Origin of the sequence: Streptomyces sp. R11 (assembly GCF_041051905.1) — a bacterium.
GTDB lineage: Bacteria > Actinomycetota > Actinomycetes > Streptomycetales > Streptomycetaceae > Streptomyces.
Window position 1 is genome coordinate 2,351,344 of record NZ_CP163432.1, and the last position, 25,039, is coordinate 2,376,382.

At 70.5% G+C, this 25,039-nt stretch carries 21 protein-coding genes; 10 read left to right on the forward strand and 11 right to left on the reverse strand.

Annotated elements, in window-relative coordinates:
- Nucleotide 1: 1 nt before the first annotated feature.
- The 3 genes from hisB to hisD are packed head-to-tail and all read right to left on the reverse strand — an operon-like array spanning nucleotide 2 to nucleotide 3,056.
- Nucleotides 2-595 carry an imidazoleglycerol-phosphate dehydratase HisB gene (gene hisB, locus AB5J55_RS10740; RefSeq protein ID WP_062719038.1) on the reverse strand — a complete coding sequence of 198 codons (594 nt, stop codon included), beginning with the start codon at nucleotides 593-595 and terminating at the stop codon, nucleotides 2-4.
- Nucleotides 592-1,734: a histidinol-phosphate transaminase gene (locus tag AB5J55_RS10745; RefSeq protein ID WP_369270437.1), complete on the reverse strand. Its 1,143-nt coding sequence runs from the start codon at nucleotides 1,732-1,734 to the stop codon at nucleotides 592-594. Before AB5J55_RS10745 ends, hisB begins: the two co-directional genes overlap by 4 nt.
- The gene (hisD, locus tag AB5J55_RS10750; RefSeq protein ID WP_369270438.1) at nucleotides 1,731-3,056 is read right to left on the reverse strand and encodes a histidinol dehydrogenase; all 1,326 of its coding nucleotides are present in this window, start codon (nucleotides 3,054-3,056) and stop codon (nucleotides 1,731-1,733) included. Before hisD ends, AB5J55_RS10745 begins: the two co-directional genes overlap by 4 nt.
- A gap of 191 nt (nucleotides 3,057-3,247) precedes the next feature.
- Between hisD and AB5J55_RS10755 the strand changes: the two genes are divergently transcribed.
- The 4 genes from AB5J55_RS10755 (at nucleotide 3,248) to ybaK (ending at nucleotide 7,326) form a co-directional block, all read left to right on the forward strand.
- On the forward strand, nucleotides 3,248-4,840 hold the full coding sequence (locus tag AB5J55_RS10755; protein ID WP_369270439.1) for an oxidoreductase: 1,593 nt from the start codon (nucleotides 3,248-3,250) through the stop codon (nucleotides 4,838-4,840).
- 151 nt (nucleotides 4,841-4,991) lie between these two features.
- Nucleotides 4,992-6,041: a hypothetical protein gene (locus tag AB5J55_RS10760; RefSeq protein ID WP_369270440.1), complete on the forward strand. Its 1,050-nt coding sequence runs from the start codon at nucleotides 4,992-4,994 to the stop codon at nucleotides 6,039-6,041.
- 11 nt (nucleotides 6,042-6,052) lie between these two features.
- Nucleotides 6,053-6,790, forward strand: coding sequence for an LON peptidase substrate-binding domain-containing protein (locus AB5J55_RS10765; protein ID WP_369270441.1), 738 nt, complete (start codon nucleotides 6,053-6,055; stop codon nucleotides 6,788-6,790).
- Between the two features lie 32 nt (nucleotides 6,791-6,822).
- Entirely contained in the window at nucleotides 6,823-7,326 is a 504-nt protein-coding gene (gene ybaK, locus AB5J55_RS10770) for a Cys-tRNA(Pro) deacylase (RefSeq protein WP_328428385.1), read from the forward strand.
- A gap of 389 nt (nucleotides 7,327-7,715) precedes the next feature.
- On the opposite strand, the gene AB5J55_RS10775 is transcribed toward ybaK, so the two are convergent.
- From AB5J55_RS10775 to AB5J55_RS10790, 4 genes are all read right to left on the reverse strand, one after another.
- On the reverse strand, nucleotides 7,716-8,513 hold the full coding sequence (locus tag AB5J55_RS10775; protein WP_369270442.1) for an AAA family ATPase: 798 nt from the start codon (nucleotides 8,511-8,513) through the stop codon (nucleotides 7,716-7,718).
- A 34-nt stretch (nucleotides 8,514-8,547) separates the two neighbouring features.
- A complete protein-coding gene (locus AB5J55_RS10780) occupies nucleotides 8,548-9,372 on the reverse strand; it encodes an ABC transporter permease (RefSeq protein ID WP_369270443.1) in 825 nt (274 codons plus the stop codon).
- An 82-nt stretch (nucleotides 9,373-9,454) separates the two neighbouring features.
- Entirely contained in the window at nucleotides 9,455-10,429 is a 975-nt protein-coding gene (locus AB5J55_RS10785; RefSeq protein ID WP_369270444.1) for an ABC transporter ATP-binding protein, read from the reverse strand.
- Between the two features lie 156 nt (nucleotides 10,430-10,585).
- A complete protein-coding gene (locus AB5J55_RS10790; RefSeq protein WP_369270445.1) occupies nucleotides 10,586-11,803 on the reverse strand; it encodes an NYN domain-containing protein in 1,218 nt (405 codons plus the stop codon).
- A gap of 245 nt (nucleotides 11,804-12,048) precedes the next feature.
- Here AB5J55_RS10790 and AB5J55_RS10795 point away from each other — a divergent pair, with 245 nt between their 5' ends.
- Nucleotides 12,049-12,213, forward strand: coding sequence for a hypothetical protein (locus AB5J55_RS10795; protein WP_369270446.1), 165 nt, complete (start codon nucleotides 12,049-12,051; stop codon nucleotides 12,211-12,213).
- 107 nt (nucleotides 12,214-12,320) lie between these two features.
- Here the strand turns inward: AB5J55_RS10795 and dnaE are convergent, their stop codons facing one another.
- Complete coding sequence (dnaE, locus tag AB5J55_RS10800) at nucleotides 12,321-15,860, reverse strand: DNA polymerase III subunit alpha (RefSeq protein WP_369270447.1); 3,540 nt, start codon at nucleotides 15,858-15,860, stop codon at nucleotides 12,321-12,323.
- A 206-nt stretch (nucleotides 15,861-16,066) separates the two neighbouring features.
- Between dnaE and AB5J55_RS10805 the strand changes: the two genes are divergently transcribed.
- The 4 genes from AB5J55_RS10805 (at nucleotide 16,067) to AB5J55_RS10820 (ending at nucleotide 20,853) form a co-directional block, all read left to right on the forward strand.
- On the forward strand, nucleotides 16,067-17,392 hold the full coding sequence (locus AB5J55_RS10805) for a DUF2252 domain-containing protein (protein WP_369270448.1): 1,326 nt from the start codon (nucleotides 16,067-16,069) through the stop codon (nucleotides 17,390-17,392).
- Nucleotides 17,393-17,481: 89 nt separating this feature from the next.
- Entirely contained in the window at nucleotides 17,482-18,180 is a 699-nt protein-coding gene (locus AB5J55_RS10810; protein WP_369270449.1) for a hypothetical protein, read from the forward strand.
- A 78-nt stretch (nucleotides 18,181-18,258) separates the two neighbouring features.
- Nucleotides 18,259-19,098: a thioredoxin domain-containing protein gene (locus AB5J55_RS10815; RefSeq protein ID WP_369270450.1), complete on the forward strand. Its 840-nt coding sequence runs from the start codon at nucleotides 18,259-18,261 to the stop codon at nucleotides 19,096-19,098.
- Between the two features lie 93 nt (nucleotides 19,099-19,191).
- Nucleotides 19,192-20,853: an alkaline phosphatase gene (locus AB5J55_RS10820; protein WP_369270451.1), complete on the forward strand. Its 1,662-nt coding sequence runs from the start codon at nucleotides 19,192-19,194 to the stop codon at nucleotides 20,851-20,853.
- Nucleotides 20,854-20,882: 29 nt separating this feature from the next.
- Here AB5J55_RS10820 and AB5J55_RS10825 read toward each other — a convergent pair whose 3' ends face one another.
- Entirely contained in the window at nucleotides 20,883-21,452 is a 570-nt protein-coding gene (locus tag AB5J55_RS10825; RefSeq protein ID WP_369270452.1) for a dienelactone hydrolase family protein, read from the reverse strand.
- Nucleotides 21,453-21,547: 95 nt separating this feature from the next.
- On the opposite strand from AB5J55_RS10825, the gene AB5J55_RS10830 reads away from it, so the two are divergent.
- Complete coding sequence (locus AB5J55_RS10830) at nucleotides 21,548-22,666, forward strand: mechanosensitive ion channel family protein (protein ID WP_369270453.1); 1,119 nt, start codon at nucleotides 21,548-21,550, stop codon at nucleotides 22,664-22,666.
- 5 nt (nucleotides 22,667-22,671) lie between these two features.
- Here AB5J55_RS10830 and AB5J55_RS10835 read toward each other — a convergent pair whose 3' ends face one another.
- Both AB5J55_RS10835 and AB5J55_RS10840 read right to left on the reverse strand, forming a co-directional pair.
- On the reverse strand, nucleotides 22,672-23,412 hold the full coding sequence (locus AB5J55_RS10835; protein WP_369270454.1) for an SDR family NAD(P)-dependent oxidoreductase: 741 nt from the start codon (nucleotides 23,410-23,412) through the stop codon (nucleotides 22,672-22,674).
- Between the two features lie 38 nt (nucleotides 23,413-23,450).
- Entirely contained in the window at nucleotides 23,451-25,037 is a 1,587-nt protein-coding gene (locus AB5J55_RS10840; RefSeq protein ID WP_369276152.1) for a Na+/H+ antiporter, read from the reverse strand.
- Nucleotides 25,038-25,039: the final 2 nt, after the last annotated feature.

Sequence of the window (25,039 nt, forward strand, 5' to 3'; positions counted from 1 at the left end):
GTTACAGCGCGCCCTTCGTCGAGGGAAGGATGCCCGCCGCGCGCGGGTCACGCTCGGAGGCGTACCGCAGGGCGCGGGCAAGCGCCTTGAACTGGCACTCGACGATGTGGTGGGCGTTGCGCCCGTACGGGACGTGCACGTGCAGCGCGATCTGGGCCTGGGCGACGAAGGACTCCAGGATGTGCCGGGTCATCGTGGTGTCGTACTCGCCGATCATCGGCGCCATGTTCTCGGGCTCGGTGTGCACGAGGTAGGGGCGGCCGGAGAGGTCGACGGTGACCTGGGCGAGCGACTCGTCCAGCGGAACCGTGCAGTTGCCGAAGCGGTAGATCCCGACCTTGTCGCCGAGCGCCTGCTTGAAGGCGGCGCCCAGCGCGAGGGCGGTGTCCTCGATGGTGTGGTGCGAGTCGATGTGCAGGTCGCCCTCGGTCTTCACGGTCAGGTCGAACAGACCGTGCCGGCCGAGCTGGTCGAGCATGTGGTCGTAGAAGCCGACGCCTGTCGACACGTCGACCTTGCCGGACCCGTCGAGATCGATCTCGACGAGGACCGAGGTCTCCTTCGTCACCCGCTCTATGCGGCCTACGCGGTTCATGCGCTCTGCTCCTCCGGGGGTGCGGGGGTGTCCCCCACGAAACTCGGTAGTTCACGTACGGCGTCGAGGAACGCGTCGTTCTCCTCGGGGGTTCCGGCGGTCACCCGCAGCCAGCCGGGCACGCCGTTGTCCCGGACCAGGACGCCCCGGTCGAGGATCTGCTGCCAGACGACATGGGCGTCGTCGAAACGCCCGAACTGCACGAAGTTGGCGTCCGACGCGGTGACCTCGTAGCCGATCGCCAGCAGCTCGGTGACCAGCCGGTCCCGCTCCGTCTTCAGCTGCTCGACGTACTTGAGCAGCGTGTCGGTGTGCTCCAGGGCGGCCAGCGCGGTCGCCTGGGTGACGGCCGACAGGTGGTACGGCAACCGTACGAGCTGGACGGCGTCCACGACCGCCGGGTGCGCGGCGAGATAGCCCAGGCGCAGGCCGGCGGCGCCGAAGGCCTTCGACATCGTCCGGGAGACGACGAGATTCGGCCGACCTTCGAGCAGCGGCAGCAGCGAGTCGCCGTGGCTGAACTCGACGTACGCCTCGTCGACGACGACGATCGACGGCTTGGCGGCCTGCGCGGCCTCGTACAGCGCGAGGACCGTCTCGCGCGGGACCGCGTTGCCCGTGGGGTTGTTGGGGGTGGTGATGAAGACGACGTCGGGCCGCTGCTCGGCGATCGCCTTCTCGGCGGCCACGGGGTCGATCGTGAAGTCGTCGTTGCGGGGGCCGGAGATCCAGCCGGTGCCGGTGCCGCGTGAGATGAGGCCGTGCATCGAGTACGAAGGCTCGAAGCCGATCGCCGTACGGCCCGGTCCGCCGAAGGTCTGCAGCAGCTGCTGGATGACCTCGTTGGATCCGTTGGCCGCCCACACGTTGGCCAGGCCCACCTCGTGACCGGACGTGTCCGTCAGGTACTTGGCGAGCTGCGTGCGCAGCTCCACGGCGTCCCGGTCCGGGTAGCGGTTGAGGTTCCGGGCCGCCTCACGCACCCGCTCGGCGATCCGGTCGACCAGCGGCTCGGGCAGGGGGTACGGGTTCTCGTTGGTGTTCAGCCGCACGGGGACGTCCAGCTGGGGCGCGCCGTAAGGGGACTTGCCGCGCAGCTCGTCCCGCACGGGGAGATCGTCGATGCGTACGTCGCTCACTTGCTCTCGGGTACCTTCCAGCCGAACCTGGCCTTGATCGCCGCGCCGTGCGCCGGCAGGTCCTCCGCCTCCGCAAGCGTCACCACGTGATGGGCGACCTCGGCCAGCGCGTCCTTCGTGTAGTCGACGATGTGGATGCCGCGCAGGAAGGACTGGACGGACAGGCCCGAGGAGTGGCAGGCGCAGCCGCCGGTGGGCAGCACGTGGTTGGAGCCGGCCGCGTAGTCACCGAGCGAGACCGGCGCCCAGGGGCCGATGAAGATCGCGCCGGCGTTGCGCACCCGGTCGGCCACGGCGGCCGCGTCGGCCGTCTGGATCTCCAGGTGCTCGGCGCCGTACGCGTCGACGACCTTGAGGCCCTCGTCGACACCGTCGACCAGGACGATCGCGGACTGCCTGCCCTTCAGGGCCGGGACGATCCGGTCGTCGATGTGCTTGGTGGCCGCGACCTGCGGCTCCAGCTCCTTGGCCACCGCGTCCGCGAGCTCCACGGAGTCGGTGACGAGCACCGCCGCGGCGAGCGGGTCGTGCTCGGCCTGGCTGATCAGGTCGGAGGCGACGTGCACCGGGTCGGCGGTGGCGTCGGCGAGGACCGCGATCTCGGTCGGGCCCGCCTCGGCGTCGATGCCGATCTTGCCGGTGAAGTAGCGCTTGGCGGCGGCGACCCAGATGTTGCCGGGGCCGGTGACCATGTTGGCGGGCGGGCAGGACTCGGTGCCGTACGCGAACATCGCGACGGCGGTCGCGCCACCGGCCGCGTACACCTCGTCCACGCCCAGCAGCGCGCACGCGGCGAGGATCGTCGGGTGCGGCAGACCACCGAACTCGGACTGGGCCGGAGAAGCCAGCGCGATCGACTCGACACCGGCCTCCTGAGCGGGCACCACGTTCATGATCACGGAGGACGGGTAGACGGACCGGCCGCCGGGCGCGTACAGCCCGACGCGGTCGACCGGCACCCACTTCTCGGTCACCGAACCGCCCGGCACGACCTGGGTCGTGTGTGTCGTACGGCGCTGCTCGCGGTGGACGAGACGGGCGCGGCGGATGGACTCCTCCAGGGCCGCGCGCACGGCCGGGTCGAGTTCCGCGAGGGCCTTTTCGAGCGCCTCGGCGGGCACCCGCACCTGGTCGAGCCTCACCCCGTCGAACTTCTCCGCGAAGTCGATCAGTGCCGCGTCGCCCCGATGATGCACGGCCTCGCAGATCGGACGCACCTTCTCCAGGGCGGCCGAGACGTCGAAGTCGGCTCGGGGCAGCAGGTCGCGCAGGGCGGGGCCCTCGGGAAGGGCATCGCCGCGCAGATCGATTCGGGAGATCACGGGCTCAATTCTCTCAGACCCGCGTCCGGCACTGTTCGCGCGTATCAATGGCTGATACAGAACCCTCCGGGAACCCGGAAGATCACCTTCACGTCTAGCGTTCGGGGCGTCACTCAGCGGGCATGAACGGTTGTACGAAACCCGTGAGTAGCCAACGCGGGACCAGCGGAACCAAGGGGGATGGACCAGACGTGACCGAAGGCGCCGGCCTCCGCGACGGAGACCTGCCGGACGACCTGCCGAACGACCTGACCGCCGCCGAACTCGGCATGTGGCAGGCCTTCCGCAACGGCAGTGTGTACGACCTGAGCAGCGGCGACACCGTCGTCGACGATCCGCACGGCGGGCATCCCTGGGGAGACGAGCGGACGGTACGCGCGCGTATCGTCTGCTGGCTGCTGCTGGACGGCCCGCCCGCCCTCGCCGGCCGGGTCTCCTCGCTGAAGCTGGTCGGCGTGCGGATCAGCGGCACGATGGACCTGGCGGGCGGCACGGTGGAGCCGTACGTCGAGATGCGGCGCTGCCGCTTCGACCGGGAGATCCTGCTGCCGGAGGCCCGCTTCACGACCCTGCGGCTGGTGGACTGCGCGGTGCCGCGCCTGGAGGCCGCCCGCGTGAACACCGAGGGCGACCTGCATCTGCCGCGCTGCCGCTTCCACAACGGTGTACGGCTCACCGACGCCCACATCGGCACGGATCTGCTGCTCAACCAGGCGATCGTCTACCGCGACCGCAGCGGCCGCTCGATCGCCGCGGACGGCATCAGCGTCGGCCAGGACCTCCAGGCCGAGATGCTGGAGTCGCACGGTGAGCTGAGCCTGCGCGGCGCCAGCATCGGCGTGTCGCTGAGCCTGCGGGGCGCGCGGCTGGTCAACCCGTACACGCGGCTCGCGCTGAACGCCCCTCAGCTGACCGTCGGGCGCACGCTGTACCTGACCCCGGCGGGCGTCGGCAGCAGCCCGCTGCTGAGCGGCCGTACTCCCGCGCGCGGGACGCGGATCCAGCGGTTCGAATGCCAGGGCGGGGTGCGGCTCGACGACGGACGGTTCGGGGACGCGGTCGACCTGGAGCGGGCCCGGTTCACCTTCACCGACGAGCAGGAGCTGTCGCTGCGCCGCATCCAGACGCCCGAACTGCGCTTCCTCGGCGAGCGGGCGGAGCGCGGCGGCGTGGTGCTGTCCGGGGCGCGGGTCGTCAACCTGATGGACCGCGCCGACGCCTGGCCGGGCCCCGGCCGGCTGCACATGGGCGGCTTCCAGTACGAGAACCTGGTGCCGCGCGGCCCGTTCCCGCTGGAGCGGCGGCTGGAGTGGGTGACCGCCGCGACCGCCGAGTACAACCCGGAGCCGTACGAGCGGCTGGCCACCGTGCTGCGGGCCGGCGGCGAGGACGAGGACGCGCGCGAGGTGCTCCTCGCCAAGCAGCGTCGGCGCCGAGAGACCCTGCCTCCCGCGGCCAAGATCGTGGGATACGCCCAGGACTGGATGGTCGCGTACGGCTACCGGCCCGGCCGGGCGGCGGTGTGGATGGCCGTGCTCTGGGCGGCGAGTTCGGTGGCCTTCACCTGCGCCGACCCACCGCCGCTCAAGGGCGGTGAGCATCCGGCCTGGAACCCGACCCTGTTCGCCCTCGACCTGCTGCTTCCGGTGATCGACCTCGGCCAGGTCGGGTTCTGGCAGCTGAGCGGCGCCTGGCAGTGGCTGGCCGCGGCGATGATCCTGCTGGGCTGGATCCTGGCGACGACGGTGGCAGCGGGGGCGACACGGATGCTGCGCCGGAGCTGAGGCCGATGAGGATGATGTGACTGCAGAGCCGAAGATATAGATGTCGGACAGTTGTTGAAGAGTGGACCTTTACCTGTTCTTGACCTGACGGCGTACAACTTTCCACGTCTTGCCCGTTCCCTCTGGCGCGGGCGTGACCAGCGGTCCTTCAATGGTCGACACCATGGCTCTGCTGCCCCCGTTCGGCCGGGCGTCCCGGACGACAAGGACCGTAGAACACCACGCCGTCGGTCTCCCCGTCGACGACGAGGTGCTTCTCGACGCGCCCGACGACCGCCTCGGCCCCGCGCTGGTCGCGGCCGGGCGGGGCGCGTACGACACCGCCGCCGAGCTGCTCGCCGCCACGCGGCACAAGGCGCAGTGGGACTACCGCGACGGATACGCGCTGCGCCTGGCCGCCTTCGCGCGCTCGCGCCCGGAGTGGCTGGAGGCCTGGTACGCCGCCGCCCCGCACGACCCGGACGTCCTGCTGGTCAGGGCCCAGGTCGCCGTGGACCACGCCTGGCAGTCACCGGCCCGCGCCGAGCTGCTGCGCGGGGTGAGCCCGCTGATCACCGCCGCCGCCCGCGCCGACGACCGCGACCCGGTGCCCTGGCGGATCGCGCTGGACCACGCGCGCGGCTCACGCGCCGGGCACACCTACTTCGGGGAGCTGTGGGAGGCGGCCCTGCGCCGCGCCCCGCTCCACTACGGCTGCCATGTGGCCGCCCTGCGCTATATGGCCTCCTCCTGGCACGGCTCCCACCGCGAGTGCCTCGACTTCGCCGACCGGGCCGCACAGGACGCCCCGGCCGACTCCCTGGTGCAGGCCCTGCCGACCCGGGCCGTCCTCGCGTACCTGAACGACGGCTGCGGTCCGGGGGTGCCGCCCGAGCGACTGGACACGGCGGCCGACCGGGCGATCGCGCTCTCCGCCCGGTTCCCGGCGGCCGACCTCTGGCCGGCCGCGATCCGCAACAAGCTGACGTGCGTCCTGGTACGGCTGGGCCGCTGGGAGGACGCCCTGGAGCAGCTGCGTCTGATCGGCCCGTACGCCACCTCCTTCCCCTGGAGCCGGTTCTCTGACGATCCGCTGGGCCGGTTCCTGGAAGTGCGCGACGAGGTGCGGCGCCGGGCGGCCGCCTCCGCGCGGGCTCGCGGCGCACGCGGCGGACATCCACCAGGTGGGCTCGCCGGACGCGTTCACTCGGGCGACCACTAGGCTTTGGCGCCGTGACCGTCCGCCTTCCGCTCTTCCCCCTGAACTCGGTGCTGTTCCCGGGTCTCGTGCTGCCGCTCAACGTCTTCGAGGAGCGCTATCGCGCCATGATGCGTGACCTTCTCAAGACGCCCGAGGAGGAAGCGCGCCGTTTCGCCGTCGTGGCGATCCGCGACGGCCACGAGGTCGCCCAGAGCGCCCCCGGCATGCCGGACCCCACGGCGCTGCCCGACCGCGGCCCGGCGGCGGGCTTCGGCCCGGACCCGGTCAAGGCGTTCCACGGGGTGGGGTGTGTGGCGGACGCGGCGACGATCCGGGAGCGGGCCGACGGCACCTTCGAGGTGCTGGCGACGGGCACGACACGGGTGCGGCTGCTGTCGGTGGACGCGTCGGGGCCCTTCCTGACCGCGGAACTGGAGGAACTGCCCGATGAGCCGGGCGAGGAGGCAGGGGCCCTGGCCGAAGGCGTCCTGCGCGCGTTCCGCCAGTACCAGAAGCGCCTGGCGGGCGCCCGCGAACGATCCCTCTCCACCACGGCCGACCTCCCGGACCAGCCCTCGGTCGTCTCCTACCTGGTGGCGGCGGCGATGATGCTGGACACGCCGACGAAGCAACGCCTGCTCCAGTCCGCCGACACCGCGTCCCGCCTGCGCGACGAGCTGAAACTCCTTCGCACCGAGACCTCGATCATCCGTACGCTGCCGTCCCTGCCGGCGTCGGACCTGACGCGCGGTCCGACGAGCCTCAACTGAGCAGGAACCGAGCAGGAACCGAGCGGAACGACATGGCGAAGAAGTCAAAGAAGCAGCAGCAGTCGGGCGGCACACCGGCGACCGTGGCCCTGACCGCGGCGGGCATCGACTACACGACCCACTCCTACGACCACGACCCCTCCCACCCGTCCTACGGCGACGAGGCGGCCGAGGCGATGGGCGTCTCCCCCGACAGGGTCTTCAAGACGCTGGTCGCGGACGTGGACGGCAACCTCACCGTGGCCGTGGTCCCGGTCGCCGGCCAACTGGACCTCAAGGCCCTGGCGGCAGCGGTCGGCGGCAAGCGCGCCGCGATGGCCGACCCGGCCCTGGCGGAACGCACCACGGGCTACGTACGGGGCGGCATCTCCCCCCTCGGCCAGCGCAAGAGACTCCCCACGGTCCTGGACGCCTCGGCCTCCGCCCACCCCACGATCTGCATCTCGGCGGGCCGCCGCGGCCTGGAGGTCGAACTCTCCCCCACCGACCTGACCACCCTCACGAACGCGACCCTGGCCCCCATCGGACGTGCGTGACCCCTCGACGAACCCGGTCTCCTCGGTTAAGTACGAGAGACATGTCGAAGAAAACCCGGAAACGCAAGTGGCGCATCAAGAAGGGCCGCTCCAACCATGGGCGGCGCCCGGCGTAGGGGGCGAGGTCTGTAAGGGGCCGGTTTCCCGGGCCGCTCGTCCGGCGTTCGAGGACGAGCCCGGCGCTTCTCGGTGCCGGTCCCGGCATTTCAGCCCGTCCGGCGTTTGAGGACGAGGCCGTTCAGGCCGAAGCGGGGGTCTGGGGGCGGCAGCCCCCAGGGGCCGGGGTCGAAGGGGCAGAGCCCCTGGCGGACGGGACGGGTAGGGGCGGCGGGGGCGAAATCCACCCGGCGTACCACCGACGCGCCGTCAACCCCGCCCCACGCGAAGCCCTACGCCGGCGGAACCCCGTACGGCCCCGCCTGCTGATGCCCCTCAGAGGGCCCCGGCCCCTGATACGGATCCGCGTCCCGAGGCCCGAACAACGCCGTCAGCCCAAGGTGCACCACCAACGCGGCAAGAGGCCACGCCAGCCACACCCCCTTCGCCCCCAACTTCAACGGCGCCGAAAACGTAACCCCCTTGCCCACATCCTTCGCGTGAGCGATCACATCCTCGGTGGGCCCGAGCCACACCCCGACCCGCCAGGCCAGCAACGACCCGAGAAACCCCCCGACCGCCAGCGCAACCACCAACGGCACACCCCCACGCCGCCGCCACAGAAACACGCCCACCGCACTGACCAGCCCGAACGCAAGCGCAAGCAGAGTGAACGTTCCGTCCACCCCGACAGCCTGCTCCCCCTCGGAGTCCTTGAAGTAGACGACCCAGCTCTTGTCGACGACATCCCCGACCAGCGGCACACTCGGCGCCAGCCACCACCACAGCACCCCGAGCAGCGCCCCGAAGAACGCCACGACCACCGCGACCACGGCGGCCTCTCGCACTTCGGTCTTCATGCCGGGACCGTCCTGTTCGTACGAGCCAGATATGCCGTACGGGCCGTGAGAGCCATGGGAGCCATGAGGACTCGGCGCCCCCGGCGGGGCACCGTACACAGCGTCGTGCGGAGCACCCTGCGGCGCCCCGTAGGAGGCGGCGGAACCCGCGCGCCCACCGGCGGGCGGCTGCCACGCATTGTTCGGGGACTGGTCACGCGGGGGCGGTGGTGGAGTCAGCGGAGCGGTCACCCTGCCATCGTGCCAGGCCGCCCTGTGCGACGCGTCACCGGACGGCCGCCCGGCGGTACGCCCAGGTGGCGACGGCCAGCGAGACGACGCCGACCACCCCGCACACGGCGAGGTCACCCAGCACGAAGGCCCAGTCGGGGTGCGGTCCGAAGGTCCGCGCGAAGGCCTCCACGCCGTACGTCGACGGCAGCAGATCCCGGGTGAACCGGATCGCCTCCGGCATCCGGTCGGCCGGCAGCACCCCCAGCAGCAGGGCCGCGGACATCCCCAGCTGCCCGAGGAGCGTGGCCAGTTCGGGCCGCGGCGCGAGCAGCCCGAGGGCTGCGCCCAGCCCGGCGAGCGCGGCTCCCGCCAGCGGGATCACGGCGACGAGCACCCACAGATGCGCGACCGGCAACCCGAACAGCGCGCACCCGAAGACGGCCGTCACCACGGTCCCCGGCACGGTGAAGGAGGCGTACGCCCCCGCCGCGCCCAGCACCACCGCGGCGGGCGGCACCGGCAGGGTGGCGTAGTGATCGAGTCCGCCGCTGGCCCGCAGCTGCCCGAAGTACTGCGCGAGCAGGTTCAGCGCGACGAAGGCGACCACGAGCACGGACGACCCGGCCACCACGGCCTGCGCCTCGGCCCCGCCGTCCACGACCCCGCGCATCAGGATCATGATCCCGATCGACTGGAAGGTCGCCACGAACAGCAGCGGGATGCGCGCGACCCGCGCCCGGGACAGCTGCGCCCGGTACACGGCGCACAGCGACGGCCACAGCCGCGCACGCGGTCCGAGCTCGGCCACGGCCGGCGCGGCCGTCTCGTCCACGGCCAGGGCGCTGCCCGGCAGAGCCTCGGCGGGTACGACACTCACGTGGCGCTGCTCCCTTTCACACGGGGGTTCACGGGGGAGGTGGCCCTGTTCCGTACGGATACGGATACGGCGGTCTGCGTGCTCAAGCCTTCACCAGCCCCTGCTGTGCGGCGCCGCCCAGCGCCAGGTAGACGTCCTCCAGGCTCGGCGTGGTGAGCGTGAAGTCGTCCAGCGCGGCGAAGGCGGCCCCGCCGGTGACCGTCGCGACGACCGCGCGGGCCTCCTCGGGGGCGAGCCGCAGCGTCCAGCGGCGACCGGACTCCACGACCCGGTCCTGCAGCGCCGCGACCTCGGGCACGTCCAGCGGCGCCCGGTCCCGCCACAGCAGATCGACCCGGACCTCGCCCGCGACGCGCTCCTTGAGTCCGGACGGCGTGTCACAGGCGATCACGCGGCCCCGGTCGAGCACCGCGACCCGGTCGAGCACGGTCTCGGCCTCGATGACGTTGTGGGTGACGAGCAGCACGGTCGTGCCGCGCTCGGCCCGGCGCCGGTCCACGGCCGACCACACGGCCCGCCGTGCCACCGGGTCCATCGCGGCGGTCGGCTCGTCCAGCACGAGCAGGGGCCGCTCCCCCACCAGCGCGGCGGCGAAGCAGGCCAGCCGCCGCTGCCCGCCGGACAGTTTCTTCAGCGGCCGCCCCGCGAGGGGTGTGAGCCCCAGTTCGTCGAGTACGGCGTCGCGCTCGGCCCGCGCCGCTCGCACGTCCAGGCCGCGCAGCCGCCCGGTCGTCTCGGCGGCGAGCGAGACGGTCAGCTCGTCGAGGGCGGTCGACTCCTGCCCGAGGTACGCCAGAATCCGCGCGGCCCGCTCCGGGTGCCGCACGATGTCGTGCCCGAGGATCTCCACGCTCCCGGCGTCGGGCCGCATCAAGCCGGTGAGCTGTCGCACGAGCGTGGTCTTGCCGGCGCCGTTGGGCCCGAGCAGTCCGAAGATCTCGCCGCGCCGGATGTCCAGCCGTACGTCGTCGGTGGCCCGCACCTCGGGCGTGCCCGGCGCCCCGCGCCGTCCTCGCACGGCCGGGTAGGTCTTGGTCAGCCCACGCAGGGAGCACACGACATCACCATCGTGCCGAAATGCCTGTGCCGCGCGCGTACTCACAAGGGACGAGACTACGGGGTCCGGCCCCCCGTTCCGTGCCCGGGGCGGCCACTGGGCACAAATCGGCTGCTTGCCGTAGGAAATCCGCCGGTAACCCGGAATTCGCCGGGGTCACTCCCCGGCAGGCGCGTGCTCCGCGGCCGTGCGTACGTCGATCTCCCGCCAGAACCCGGCGCGGATCGCGTACCGGTCGTGCTCGTCGATCTGGTCGTCCTTGTGCGCGAGCAGCCCGAACCGTGCCGCGTACCTCAGCAGCTCCCCGTCGATCCGGTGCGGGATCCGCGGATACATCCCCGACAGCTTCTGCAGATTGCTCTGCTCCCCGAGCCGCTCCATCCACCGCCGTGCGAAGACCTGCCCCACCTCGTAGGGATCGCCGCCGACGGTCGTGATGTCCTCCTCCCGGTCGGCCCACCGCTGCTCTGCCGTGGTCAACTGCGCGAGCGTCGGCATGGAGGCGGCGTCGGACGGTTCGGCCGCGACGCCGGGCCGGTCGACCCAGCCCTTGTCGGAGGACCACCGCAGGGTCGCGCTCGCCGGGGGCGGGGCGGGCGGCACGCCGGGCGCGCGCAGGGCGGCGAGGTCCTTCGGCGTGGGCACGCCCTTGGGCGCGGGCACCCGCTCCTGTGTCCCGTTCTCCGAGGCAGCGGCCTGCGCGTGCTCGGCCTCCTCGGCGGGCCGCTGGGTCGTCGCGCCGAGCGCCGAGTCGGGCAGCGGCGCGGACAGGATCGCGGCGATCTCGGGCCGGGGCACGGGAGGCGGCGCGCACACCCCGGTGAGCTCCTTGGCGCGTACGGCCTTGGTGATCCACGTACGGTCGAGCACGCGCCGCTCGTCCGCCTCGGCGACCAGGTCCTCGGACTGGTTGTAGTCACCATCGGCGGCCTGCACGGCCCACAGATGTACGGCGACCCCGTGCTCCTTGGCGGCCATCATGCCCGGCAGCAGATCCCCGTCACCGGTCACCAGCACGACGTCCGAGCAGGCGCGGTTGCGGGCCAGTTCGGTCAGTTCGGCGTGCATCGCGGCGTCCACGCCCTTCTGTGCCCAGCGTCCGTCGCTTCGGGTCAGGGCACCCAGCCGGACGGTGACCCGGGGCATCACGCGCAGCCTGCGGTGCTCGGGCTGGGGGACGCGGTCGGGGGCGCCGTCGAACCAGTAGATGCGCAGCAGGGGCTGCTGGGTGTCGGACTCGGCGCGTTCGCGCAGACCCTGGATGAGGGCGCCGTGATCGACGGCGATCCGGGACCGGGATGGTTCCCCGGCGAGCAGGCTGGCGGCGGCCCCCAGCAGATACCCGGCGTCCACCAGGACGATGCAGCGGTCCACGCGACTCACCCTCTTCCCGGGAGGTTTGCTTTGGGCTTCCTTCGAGTCTGCCCGACCACGCGGGGGTTAACGGGGCGAACTCGATCTTCGGCGTGGCGTTTCGGGGCATCGAATCCTCGGTGCGCCATGCCTCACGCCCCGACAACCGCTGTTACGCACGGTAATTATCCGAAATGCGTTCTTAGTCAGCCTATGTGAATCTGATCCCGGCCCTGGCCCCTAGATCCCCCACAGGAGGCATCACCATGGCCAAGAACAAGAAGCAGGACCGGAAGCAGCCGCAGTCCGAGCGTGGTCAGCAGCAGGCTCAGCAGTCCGCGATGGAGACGCAGACCGAGCAGCGCGCCACGCAGGTGACTCCCGGCGACATGGCCCGCAAAGGCCGGCAGAAGCGCTTCGGTCACAACTGACATCTGCATATCGGGTCGTTGAGACCCAGGCACATCAAGAGGGGCGCACCCCGTGCGAGGTGCGCCCCTCTCGCGCATTCAGCGCCGGCGCTTCGGCGTCCGGCCGTTCAGCCCGCCAGACAGGACGGGCCGAGCAGCACCTTCAGGTCACCGAAGAGCGCCGGGTCGGGCTTCACACGGTGCCGGTCCAGTCGCAGCACCGTCGTCTTGGTCGGGCCCTGGAGCTTGATACGGACCTCGCTGTCGCCCTTGTGATGGCTGAGGATCTCGCCGAGGCGGTTGACCATCGGCGGGGTGACCCTGGTGGCCGGGATGGTGAGGATCACGGGCGCGTTGGTGCCCGCGTTCGACAGGTCGGGGACCTGGAGCTCCATCGCGACCAGCCGCGGCACGTCCTCGCGCTTGTCGAGGCGGCCCTTGACGAACACGACGGCGTCCTCGACGAGTTGGGTCGACACCAGCTGGTACGTCGCCGGGAAGAACATGCACTCGATGGAACCGGCGAGGTCCTCGACGGTGGCGATCGCCCACGCGTTGCCCTGCTTGGTCATCTTGCGCTGGAGGCCCGAGATGATGCCGCCGATGGTCACTACGGCACCGTCCGCGTGCTCGCCGCCGGTCAGCTGGGCGATGCCCGCGTCGGCCTTGTCGGACAGCACGTGCTCCAGGCCGAACAGGGGGTGGTCGGAGACGTACAGACCGAGCATCTCCCGCTCCTGGGCGAGCAGATAGGTCTTCTCCCACTCCTCCTCGGTGAAGACGACGTCGAGTCCGAAGCCGGGCTCGTTGCTCTCCTCCTCGCCCATGCCGCCGAAGAGGTCGAACTGGCCCTCGGCCTCCTTGCGCTTGACCGCGACCACGTTGTCGATCATCGGCTCGAAGTGCGCGGTGAGGCCCTTGCGGGTGTGCCCCAGGCTGTCGAACGCGCCCGCCTTGATCAGCGATTCCGTGGTCCGCTTGTTGCAGGCGACCGCCTCGACCTTGTCGAGGTAGTCGGGGAAGGAGCCGTACTTGCCCTTGGCCTTGCGGCTCCTGATGATCGACTCCACCACGTTCGTGCCGACGTTGCGCACGGCTTCGAGGCCGAAGAGGATCACGTCGTCGCCCTGCGCGGCGAAGTTGTGCACCGACTCGTTGACGTTCGGCGGAAGCACCTTGATGCCCATGCGCCGGCACTCGTTGAGGTAGACGGCCGACTTGTCCTTGTCGTCCTTGACCGAGGTGAGCAGTCCGGCCATGTACTCGGCGGGGTGGTTGGCCTTCAGGTAGGCGGTCCAGTACGAGACCAGGCCGTACGCGGCGGAGTGCGCCTTGTTGAACGCGTAGCCGGCGAAGGGGACCAGCACGTCCCACAGCGCCTGGATGGCCTCGTCGCTGTAGCCCTTGTCGCGGGCGCCCTTCTGGAACAGGACGAAGTTCTTCGCCAGTTCGTCGGGCTTCTTCTTGCCCATCACGCGGCGGAGGATGTCGGCCTCGCCGAGCGAGTACCCGGCGATGATCTGGGCGGCCTTCTGCACCTGCTCCTGGTAGACGATCAGGCCGTACGTGACGTCCAGGACCTCTCTGAGGGGCTCCTCCAGCTCCTTGTGGATCGGGGTGATCTCCTGGAGCTTGTTCTTGCGCAGGGCGTAGTTGGTGTGCGAGTCCATGCCCATCGGGCCCGGGCGGTACAGCGCCGACACGGCGGAGATGTCTTCGAAGTTGTCGGGCTTCATCAGCCGCAGCAGCGAACGCATCGGACCGCCGTCGAACTGGAAGACGCCCAGGGTGTCGCCGCGTTGGAGGAGTTCGAAGGTCTTCGGATCGTCGAGCGGGAGGCTCAGCAGGTCGAGGTCGATGCCCTTGTTGGACTTCACCATCTTGACGGCGTCGTCCATGATCGTCAGGTTGCGCAGGCCGAGGAAGTCCATCTTCAGCAGGCCGAGCGACTCGCACTGCGGGTAGTCCCACTGCGTGATGGTCACGCCGTCGGTGTGCCGCACCCAGATCGGGGCGTGGTCGACGATGGGCTCGCTGGACATGATCACGCCGGCGGCGTGCACGCCCATCTGCCGCACCAGGCCCTCGACGCCCTTGGCGGTGTCGATGACCTTCTTGACGTCCGGCTCGTTCTCGTACATCCCGCGGATCTCGCCCGCCTCGCTGTAGCGCGGGTGCGAGGGGTTGGTGATGCCGTCGAGGTCGATGCCCTTGCCCAGGACGTCGGCGGGCATCGCCTTGGTGAGGCGGTCGCCCATCGCGTACGGGTAGCCCAGCACGCGCGCGGAGTCCTTGATGGCGTTCTTCGCCTTGATCTTGCCGTAGGTGCCGATCATGGCGACCTTGTCGGCGCCGTACTTCTCCGTCACGTACCTGATCACCTCGACGCGCCTGCGCTCGTCGAAGTCGATGTCGACGTCGGGCATGGAGACGCGCTCGGGGTTGAGGAACCGCTCGAAGATCAGGCCGTGCGGGATCGGGTCGAGGTCGGTGATGCCCATGGCGTAGGCGACGATCGAGCCTGCCGCGGAGCCTCGGCCGGGGCCGACCGCGATGCCGTTCTTCTTGGCCCACATGATGAAGTCGGCGACCACGAGGAAGTAGCCCGGGAACCCCATCTGGATGATGACGTCCATCTCGTACTCGGCCTGCTTCTGGCGGTCGTCCGGGACGCCGCCGGGGAAGCGGCGCTCCATACCGCGGCGGACCTCCTCCTGGAACCAGGTGACCTCGGTGTAGCCGTCGGGGATGTCGAACTTCGGCATGAGGTTCTTCGCCTCGAACATGCCGGCGGTGTCGACCATCTCGGCCACGAGGAGCGTGTTGGCGCACCCCTCCTGCCAGGCGTCCGAGGAGTCGACGGCGTACATCTCGTCCGTGGACTTCAGGTAGTAGCCGGTGCCGTCGAACTTGAAGCGGTCCGGGTCGGAGAGGTTCTTGCCGGTCTGGATGCACAGCAGGGCGTCATGGGCGGTCGCCTCGTGCGCGTACGTGTAGTGCGAGTCGTTGGTGACCAGCGGGGGGATGCCGAGCTTCTTGCCGATCTCCAGCAGGCCGTCGCGGACCCGGTGCTCGATCTCGATGCCGTGGTCCATCAGCTCCAGGAAGTAGCGGTCCTTGCCGAAGATGTCCTGGTAGTCGGCGGCGGCCTTCAGAGCCTCGTCGTACTGGCCGAGGCGCAGCCGGGTCTGGAGCTCGCCGGAGGGGCAGCCGGTGGAGGCGACGATTCCCTCGGACCACTGGGAGATCGTCTCCTTGTCCATCCGGGGCCACTTCTGGAGCCAGCCCTCGGCGTACGCGTCCGAGGACAGCCGGAAGAGGTTGTGCAGGCCCGTCTTGTTGACGGCCCACATCGTCTTGTGGGTGTAGCCACCGGAGCCGGAGACGTCGTCGCGCTTCTGGTGCGGCTGGCCCCACTGGATCTTGCGCTTGTTGCGCCGGGACTCGGGGGCGACATACGCCTCGATCCCGATGATCGGGGTGATTCCGGCCTTCTTCGCGCTGTGGAAGAAGTCGTACGCCCCGTGGAGGTTGCCGTGGTCGGACATGGCGATGTGCGTCATGCCCATCTCGTTGCACGCGTCGAACATGTCCTTCAGCCGCGCGGCACCGTCCAGCAGCGAGTACTGGGTGTGGACGTGCAGGTGCGTGAACGGCGGCTTTGACACGGCGTGGCCTCCAGGGAAAACGCTCGGCAACGGGCTGGCGGACAGTTCGGGGGACAGCGTCGAAGTCTATGCCTCGGCACTGACACTCGGAGGGCTGCCCCGCGTACCTTCACAGCGGGGGACGACGGGCACTTTCGTCCGCCCCCGACCGTTGAAGACGACAGAAACGCTGTCGTACACGTTCATGCACCAGGAGGCACCCAGCGATGTCGGTCCCCAAGCTCAACGGCGAGCAGCGCGGCGACGAGATCCTCGCCGTCTTCGACACCGCCTTCGGCGAGCTCCTGGCCGCCGACCCGGCCGCGTTCCGCGTGAAGTTCCGGAAGATGGCGGCCTCGGCATTCGCGTTCTACCGCGGCACTGCGTGCCTCTTCTACCACGACCTGGAGCCCGAGAAGCGCGGCGGACCGTACCTCGACGAGCGCACCTCGCGCGTGTGGATCCACGGCGATCTGCACGCGGAGAACTTCGGCACGTACATGGACGCCAACGGCCGCCTGATCTTCAACGTCAACGACTTCGACGAGGCCTACGTCGGCCCCTTCACCTGGGACCTGAAGCGCTTCGCCGCCTCCGTCGCCCTCATCGGGTACGCCAAGGCGCTCGGCGACGAGCAGATCACCGAGCTGGTGCGGATCTACGCGGGCGCCTACCGCGAGCGCGTGCACGCCCTGGCGACCGGCGCCAAGAGCGACGAGGTGCCGCCGTTCACGCTGGACACCGCGCAGGGCCCGCTCCTGGACGCGCTGCGGGACGCCCGCTCCCTGACCCGCTTCGGGCTGCTGGACTCCATGACCGAGATCCGCGACTTCGAGCGCCGCTTCGCGCCGGGCGGCGGCTCCATCGAGCTGGACGCGGCCACCCGTTACAAGGTGCTGGCCGCCTTCGACGGCTATCTGGAGACGCTGCCGGACGCGTCGCTGGCCCGCCCGGACTCGTACCGGGTGAAGGACGTGGTCGGCCGCCGCGGCATCGGCATCGGATCGGCCGGGCTGCCGTCGTACAACATCCTGCTGGAGGGCCACACCGACGCCCTCGAGAACGACGTGGTGATCTACATCAAGCAGGCCCAGACCCCGGCCGTCTCCCGGCACATCACGGACCAGGCGCTGCACGACTACTTCCAGCACGAGGGTCACCGCACGGTGATCTCCCAGCGCGCCCTGCAGGCGAACGCCGACCCGTGGCTGGGCTGGACCGAGCTGGACGGCGCGGGCCAGCTGGTCGCCGAGGTCTCGCCGTACGCCGTGGACCTGGACTGGGGCGACATCGACGAGCCGGAGGAGATCGCGGCGGTGGTCGCCGACCTCGGGCGGGCCACGGCCACGATGCACGCGGCGGCGGACGACACCTCCGGCGAGTCCCTGGTGCCGTTCTCCACCGAGCGCGCCATCGACGCGGCGATCGCGGCCGACGAGGACGGCTTCGCCGAACTCCTGGTCGAGTTCGCGCACTCCTACGGCGCACGCGCGCGTGCCGACCACCAGACCTTCGTGGACCTGTTCCGCAACGGCCGGATTCCGGGTCTGTGACGGAAAGGCCGCTCACCGGCCCTCACCGTCTCTTCACAGGCACCCTTTAGGGGTCTCTTACCGGCCCACGTGACACACTCTCCACCGCTATGGACATTTCCGGGACCCAGCTGCGAGCCGTACGCGCGGCGCTGTTCACGTCACTCGTCGTGACGCTCAGCACCGCGTCGCACGTGCTGCTCTCGCGGGCACCCCTGCCGTTGAACACGGTGGCCCTGCTCGCCGCCGCCGTGTTCGTCCTGGCGTACGCCCTGGCCGGCCGCGAGCGGACCTTCGGGCGGATCGCCGCCCTGCTGATCCCGCTGGAGCTGGCCGCCGACACGATCCTCACCACCGGCCAGCACGTCTGTTACGGCAAGGCGGGCGGACCGGTCGCCGGACCGCTGGCCTCGGTCGGCTGGGACGTCCTGTGCGGCGACGGCACCCGGGTCGGCACCCCGCTGGCCCAGGTCACCGGCACCGACCCGGACAAGCTCGGCGGTCTCCTAGCCCACGCCGACCCGGCCACCGCCTGGCTGCTGCTCGGCGCGCACGTCGGCGTCGGCCTCCTCGCCGCTGCCTGGCTGCGCCGCGGCGAGCGGGCACTGGCCCAGCTGGTGCGGGCGGTCACGGCGACGACGTTCCGCCCGCTGCTGCTGGCGGTGGCGGCCGTGGCCGTACGGCTGCCCCGGTCGGGCCGCCGCCCGCCGCGCCCCACCCGCCGGACGGCCGCCGCCCGCAACCGCCTCTTCGTGCACTCCCTGGGACGGCGTGGACCACCGTGCTCGCCCGCCTTCACCTGCGCGTGAACGGCACTTGAGCAGCACCTTCCACCCCATACGTATCTCGCACACACCTATGTGCGCGTCCCCATGGAGAACACCAACATGAGCAAGCGGAACAGCCAGGCGTCGAAGTCGGCGGCCCGGGAGCGGCTGCGCGCCGAGCGCGAGCGCGAGGCCAAGCGCGCGAAGGTCAGGCGGCAGCTCATCGTCGCCGCCTCGGTCGTCGGCGTCCTGGCGGCGGCCGGCGGCATCGGCTATGCGGTCGTCCAGGCCAACAAGCCCAGCCACTGGGAGGCCGTTAAGGACAAGAAGGTCGTCACCCCGGCCAACACCACCGGCACGAACGGCACGACCGTCGTCATCGGCAAGGACAGCGCCAAGAAGACGGTCAAGATCTACGAGGATCCGCGCTGCCCCGTCTGCGCATCGTTCGAGCAGGCCGTCGGCCCGACCGTCGACAAGGACATCGAGGACGGCAAGTACAAGGTCCAGTTCGTCGGCGGCACGTTCCTCGACGGCGACGGGCTGAAGGACGGCAAGATCGGTTCCAACGGCGAGGGCTCCAAGAACGCCATGAGCGCCATGGGCGCCGCGCTGAACGTGAGCCCGGAGGCGTTCCTCGAGTACAAGACCGCGCTCTACTCCACGAAGTTCCACCCGGCGGAGTCCGAGGACAAGTTGGCGGACGACAAGTACCTGATCGAGATCGGCGACTCGGTCCCGGCCCTGAAGAACAACGCCAAGTTCCAGAACGCCGTGAAGAAGGGCACCTACGACGCCTGGGCGCTGGCCATGTCCAAGAGCTTCGACACCAACAAGGACGGCGTGACGGGCACCCCGAGCTTCGTCGTGGACGGCAAGATCCTGGAGACCTCCAGCCCCAACCAGCCGTGGACGGCAGCCGAGTACACCAAGGCGGTGGACGCGGCCCTCAAGGGCTGACGCCGACCGGAATTCCGGCCTCCGCGTGAAGAGCGGGCGAACTTTCCCAGGTTCGCCCGCTCTTGTTCATACCGATCAGTAACCTGATCGGCTGTGACCAGTCGATACAGATCATCCGAGCAGCTCAATTCCCTTACCCCGCGCCGCCGTACGGTCGTCAAGGCCGCGGCGGCGACGGCTGTGCTGGCCGGCCCGCTCGCCGCCGCGCTGCCCGCCAAGGCCGCCGACGCGGCCCCCGCCTTCCTGCACGGCGTCGCCTCCGGTGACCCGCTGCCCGACGGCGTCCTGCTGTGGACCCGGGTGACGCCCGCCCCCGAGGCCACCCCCGGCTCGGGGCTCGGTCCGGACACCGAGGTCAGCTGGGTCGTGGCCCGGGACAAGGCGCTGATGAACATCGTCGCCAAAGGCTCGACCACCGCGAGGGCCGCCTCCGACCACACCGTCAAGGCGGACATACGCGGCCTGGAGCCGGCCACCGACTACTGGTTCCGTTTCTCGGCCGGCGGCACGGACTCCCCGGTGGCGCGTACCCGCACCGCGCCGGCGGCGAACGCGTCCGTCGCGGGCCTGCGCTTCGGCGTGGTCTCCTGCGCCAACTGGGAGGCCGGCTACTTCGCCTCGTACCGTCACCTCGCCGCCCGTGGCGACCTGGACGCCTGGCTGCACCTCGGCGACTACATCTACGAGTACGGCGCCGGCCAGTACGGCACGCGCGGCAAGTCCGTGCGGCAGAACGCGCCCACCCACGAGATCCTCACGCTCGCCGACTACCGCATCCGGCACGGCCAGTACAAGACCGACGCGGACCTCCAGGCCCTGCACGCGAAGGCGCCCGTCATCGCGATCTGGGACGACCACGAGATCGCCAACGACACCTGGTCGGGCGGCGCCGAGAACCACACCGAAGGCGCCGAGGGCACCTGGGCCGCGCGCCAGGCCGCCGCCAAGCAGGCCTACTTCGAGTGGATGCCGGTGCGCCCGGCGATCGCCGGCACCACCTACCGCAGCCTGCGCTTCGGCAAGCTCGCCGACCTCTCCCTGCTCGACCTGCGCTCCTTCCGCTCGCAGCAGGCCGCCGTCGGCAACGGCGACGTCGACGACCCGGACCGTACGCTCACCGGGCGGGCCCAACTGGACTGGCTGAAGGCGGGGCTGAAGTCCTCCGACACCACCTGGCGCCTCGTCGGCAACTCGGTGATGATCTCGCCGTTCGCGATCGGCTCCCTCACCGCGGACCTGCTCAAGCCGCTCGCCAAGCTGCTGGGCCTGCCGCAGGAGGGCCTCGCCCTCAACACCGACCAGTGGGACGGCTACACGGACGACCGCCGGGAACTCCTCGCCCACCTGCGCTCGAACGCGATCCGCAACACGGTGTTCCTGACCGGCGACATCCACATGGCATGGGCCAACGACGTGCCCGTGGACGCCGGTACCTACCCGCTGTCCGCCTCCGCCGCCACGGAGTTCGTCGTCACGTCGGTCACCTCCGACAACCTCGACGACATCGTGAAGGTCCCCGAGGGCACGGTCTCCGCGATCGCCTCCCCGGTCATCCGCGCCGCCAACCGCCACGTCCACTGGATCGACACCGACCGCCACGGCTACGGCGTCCTGGACATCACGGCCGAACGCGCACAGATGGACTACTACGTCCTGTCCGACAAGACGAAGCAGAGCGCGACCTCGTCCTGGGCCCGTTCCTACCGCACCCGCAGCGGCACGCAGAAGGTCGAGCGGACGTACGACCCCGTCTGACGCGGACGTACGGCCTCGCCGAAAGCCCCCTAGAGAGTCTCGAGGAAGCCGAGTGCCACCCGCCAGGTGGCCTCGGCGGCCTCCTCGTCGTAGTCCGGCAGGTCCGGATCGGTGTAGAGGTGGCCGGCCCCCGCGTATCTGTACACCTCGACGTCGGCGCCCGCTCGGCCCATCTGGAGATACCAGGCGCTCAGCCAGTCGTCCGTCTCGTACGGATCCGGCTCGGCGACGTGCAGCTGCACCGGCAGCTCGTCCACCGAGGCGTTCGCCGCGATGTCCGACGTGCCGTGCAGGAGCAGCAGGCCGCGGGCCTTGTCGTCGCCCAGCGCGAGGGTCTGCGCGACGGACGCGCCGAGCGAGAACCCGGCGTAGACCAGGCCGCGATCCGAGTAGGGCGCGGCGGCCAGCACGGCCCGCTTCAGCACCTCGTCCTTGCCGATCTGCTCGTTGAACTCCATGCCCTCCTCGACCGTCTCGAACGTGCGTCCCTCGAAGAGGTCCGGCGTCCACACCTCGTGTCCGGCAGCGCGCAGCCGGTCCGCTGCCTCGCGCACGGCGGGCCTGAGGCCATAGGTCGAGTGAAAGAGCACGATGTTCATGAGGCCATCGTGCCAGCCGGGTCCGACAACGCCGTGACCACCGCCTCACCGACGCACATGTTCATGACCCCCTTCGGCTGGTTACGTTCGAAGGCATGGAGAACATACTCCGCCCGCTGATCGTGATCGGCGGCTCGGTCCTGCTCACCCTGATCATCGGGTGGGCGACCGACCGCCTCATGCGCAAGGCAGACGAACGGCACAGTGAGACGCCCCTGTGGGGTCTGCTGCGCCGCGCCCGCGTCCCCTACCAGCTCGTGCTGTGCGCAGCCCTGCTCAGAGGGTCGTACCACGAGGCCGAGCTGCTCCAGGAGAACCGGGTTGCCGCCGGCCGCGTGCTGACGCTGGTGCTGATCGGAGCGGCCGCCTGGCTGGCGATCCGGATCGCGGCGGCGGTCGTCGAGACGACGTACAGCCGTTACGCCCGAGTCCACCGCGATCCGGCCCGGGTCCGGCGGGTGCGCACACAGGTGACGTTGATCATGCGTGTGGTGGCGGCGGTCGTCGGCGTGGTCGCCGTGGCGGCGATGCTGCTGACCTTCCCGGCGTTCCGCGCGGCCGGCGCCTCGCTGCTGGCCTCTGCCGGCATCCTCGGCATCGTCGCCGGTGTCGCGGCCCAGTCCACGCTGAGCAATATGTTCGCCGGGTTCCAGATCGCCTTCGGGGACATGGTTCGCCTCGGGGACACGGTCGTGGTGGACGGAGAGTGGGGCACGGTCGAGGAGATCACGCTGACGTTCCTGACCGTACGGACCTGGGACGAGCGCCGGATCACGATGCCTGTGTCGTACTTCACGTCGAAGGCCTTCGAGAACTGGTCGCGTGGCGGCGCCCAGATGACCGGCACCGTCTTCCTCCACGTCGACCACTCGGCGCCGATGGAGAAGATGCGCGAGAGGCTCCGCGACATCCTGCGCGAGTGCCCGGCATGGGACGGCCGCGACTACGGCCTGGTCGTCACCGACTCCACGCCCAGCACCATGGAGGTGCGGGCCCTGGTCACGGCGAAGGACGCCGACGACCTGTGGACGGTGCGGGTCACGGTGCGCGAGCAGCTGGTCGGCTGGCTGGCCGACGAGCACCCGTACGCACTGCCGCGCGTCAACGCGGCGGACGCGGCCCTGCCGCCCGGCTACCCCGTCCCCGGCCGCTTCCCTGCCCGCCGCACCCACCAGCACGACCACCAGTCGGCGGCACGCCCCGAGCGTCCCTGACGGCCTCAGTGGCCGCGCTCGGCCCCGCCGTTGACCTGGATGATCTGCGAGGTGATGTGCCCGGCGGCGTGTGACGCCAGCCAGTGCAGGGTGGCGGCGACGTCGCCGGGCGTGGCCGCACGCCCGGTCGAGGTCTCCGCGACCAGCCGGTCACGCCGCTCCTCGTCCATCGCGCCGCCGAAGAACTCGGTGTCCTCGACGTACCCGGGCGCGACCACGTTCACGGTGATCCCGCGCGGCCCCAACCGCCGGGCCAGATCATGGGCGTACGGATGCAGCGCCGCCTTGGACGCCGCGTACGCCACGTTGCCGGACCCCCGGAAAGCGGCGATGGAGCCGATGAACAGCACCCGCCCGCCGGGGTCGGCGAGCCGGTCCTTCAACGCCTCGGTGAGCAGTGCCGCGGTCAGGGTGTTGAGGCCGAAGTTGAGGGTCCAGTTGTGCAGGACCACGTCGAGGGGCTCATCGCTGTCCACCTTGGGCTCCAGATGGCCGGCACCTCCGGCGCTGTGGATCAGTACGTCCACGGTGCCGAGCTCCGCGGCCACGAAGCGTTCCACGCCCCGCGCACCGCGCGGCCTGCTCAGGTCCGCTGCGTAGGTGAGGGCCCCGGGCACGCCGGCCTGCTCCAGCACCTCGGCGCGCCGCCCCAGCAGCAGCACCTGATCCCCGTCCGCCGCGAACAGCTGCGCCGTCGCGAGCCCGATTCCCGTACCGCCACCACTGATCACCACGTTGCGAGCCATGATCAGAGCGTACGGAGGGACAGCCGTGGGAGCCGGGATCACCGCAGACTGCGCACGTCCAAATGCCGCAGCACCCGGTCCACCACCTCAGGATTGGCCCCCGGTTCACTGCGCGCCGCCAGCACCTCGTGCCGTGCCGCGCTCAGCAGCTCGCCCTGGATCCGCCGCACCCGCTTCAGCCGCCGCACCCGATGCTCATGCGCCTCCCTGCGCTCCTCCTCGCCCAAGTCCGGGCTGATCCGCACCCCGATCTCGAACGCCCGGCGCAGCATCTGCTCGGCGAGGTCCTCGGGCAGGTCCTCGACGGACTCGATCTCCCGCAGCCGCCGCTTCGCCGCCTTGGCCGCGCGCACCGCCAGCTGCTTCTCGAACTCCTTCTCCTGCTCGCTGTCGGCGCGCACCCCGAGCCTCCTCACCAGCCACGGCAGGGTCAGTCCTTGCAGTACCAGCGTCGCCATGATCACCCCGAACGCGATGAACACGATCTCGTCCCGGTCGGGAAAGGGCGCGCCCGAGTCCGTCTCCAGCGGAACGGCCAGCGCCAGGGCCACCGAGGCGACGCCGCGCATCCCCGACCACCACATCACGACGGTCTCGCGCCAGCTCGTCGGGATCTCCTCGTCGTAGTCCCGCCTCGCGTGCATGCGTTTGGTGAGCCAGGTCGCCGGCAGCAGCCACAGCAACCGCACCGCCACGACGACGCCGACCACCGTGGCCGCCCAGCCGAGCATCTCGCTCCATCGCCCGGACGCCGTCCGTACGGCGATGTGCAGTTCGAGCCCGATCAGCCCGAAGGCGACACCGGTGACCAGCGTGTCGACGATGTCCCAGAAGGTGTGCCCGGCGAGCCGCGTCATCACGTCGTCGGCGTCCGTGGCGTACTCGGCGAGGAACAGCGCGGTGACGAGCACGGCGAGCACACCCGAGCCGTGGAGTTCCTCGGCCAGCACATACGAGGCGTACGGCACGAGCAGCGTGAGCGAGATCTGCAGGGTCGCGTCGCCCAGCAGATCCATCAGCTTGTTGGCGCCCCATCCGAGGGCGAGCCCGACGGCCAGCGCCACCACGGCGGAGAGCACCAGATCGAGCCCGGCCTCCCACGGGGAGAAGGTTCCGCTCACGGCGGCCGCGATCGCCACGTGGTAGAGCACGATGGCCGTCACATCGTTGAAGAGCCCCTCGCCCTCCAGGATGGACACCAGACGCCTCGGCAGCCCGAGTTGCCCCGCGACAGCGGTCGCCGCGACCGGATCGGGGGGTGCGACGAGTGCACCCAGCGCCACGGCGGCGGCGAGCGGCAGCCCCGGCACGATCGCGTGGGCGACGGCGGCGACGCACAGCGTCGTGACGAACACCAGCGCCACGGCCAGCAGGAGGATGGGCCGCAGATTCGCCGCGAACTGCCGCCACGACGTGCGCCTTACGGCCGCGTAGAGCAGCGGCGGCAACAGCAGCGGCAGGATCAGGTCCGGCGGAATCTCGACGTTCGGCACGAATTCGAGCAGCGCGAGAACGATCCCGAGCAGCGTCATCAACACCGGCGCCGGCAACCCGAACCGGTCCCCCACCGGGACACTGATCACGGCCCCGAGCAACAGCACGAACAACAGGGCCAACTGATCCACGG

Excerpts from the sequence above, each read along its gene's own strand:
- AB5J55_RS10825 (WP_369270452.1), bottom strand. The coding sequence starts at position 21,452 with ATGAACATCGTGCTCTTTCACTCGACCTATGGCCTCAGGCCCGCCGTG.
- hisB (WP_062719038.1), bottom strand. The coding sequence starts at position 595 with ATGAACCGCGTAGGCCGCATAGAGCGGGTGACGAAGGAGACCTCGGTC.
- AB5J55_RS10810 (WP_369270449.1), top strand. The coding sequence starts at position 17,482 with ATGGACATTTCCGGGACCCAGCTGCGAGCCGTACGCGCGGCGCTGTTC.
- AB5J55_RS10795 (WP_369270446.1), top strand. The coding sequence starts at position 12,049 with ATGGCCAAGAACAAGAAGCAGGACCGGAAGCAGCCGCAGTCCGAGCGT.
- ybaK (WP_328428385.1), top strand. The coding sequence starts at position 6,823 with ATGGCGAAGAAGTCAAAGAAGCAGCAGCAGTCGGGCGGCACACCGGCG.
- AB5J55_RS10760 (WP_369270440.1), top strand. The coding sequence starts at position 4,992 with ATGGTCGACACCATGGCTCTGCTGCCCCCGTTCGGCCGGGCGTCCCGG.
- AB5J55_RS10815 (WP_369270450.1), top strand. The coding sequence starts at position 18,259 with ATGAGCAAGCGGAACAGCCAGGCGTCGAAGTCGGCGGCCCGGGAGCGG.
- AB5J55_RS10835 (WP_369270454.1), bottom strand. The coding sequence starts at position 23,412 with ATGGCTCGCAACGTGGTGATCAGTGGTGGCGGTACGGGAATCGGGCTC.
- AB5J55_RS10805 (WP_369270448.1), top strand. The coding sequence starts at position 16,067 with ATGTCGGTCCCCAAGCTCAACGGCGAGCAGCGCGGCGACGAGATCCTC.
- AB5J55_RS10830 (WP_369270453.1), top strand. The coding sequence starts at position 21,548 with ATGGAGAACATACTCCGCCCGCTGATCGTGATCGGCGGCTCGGTCCTG.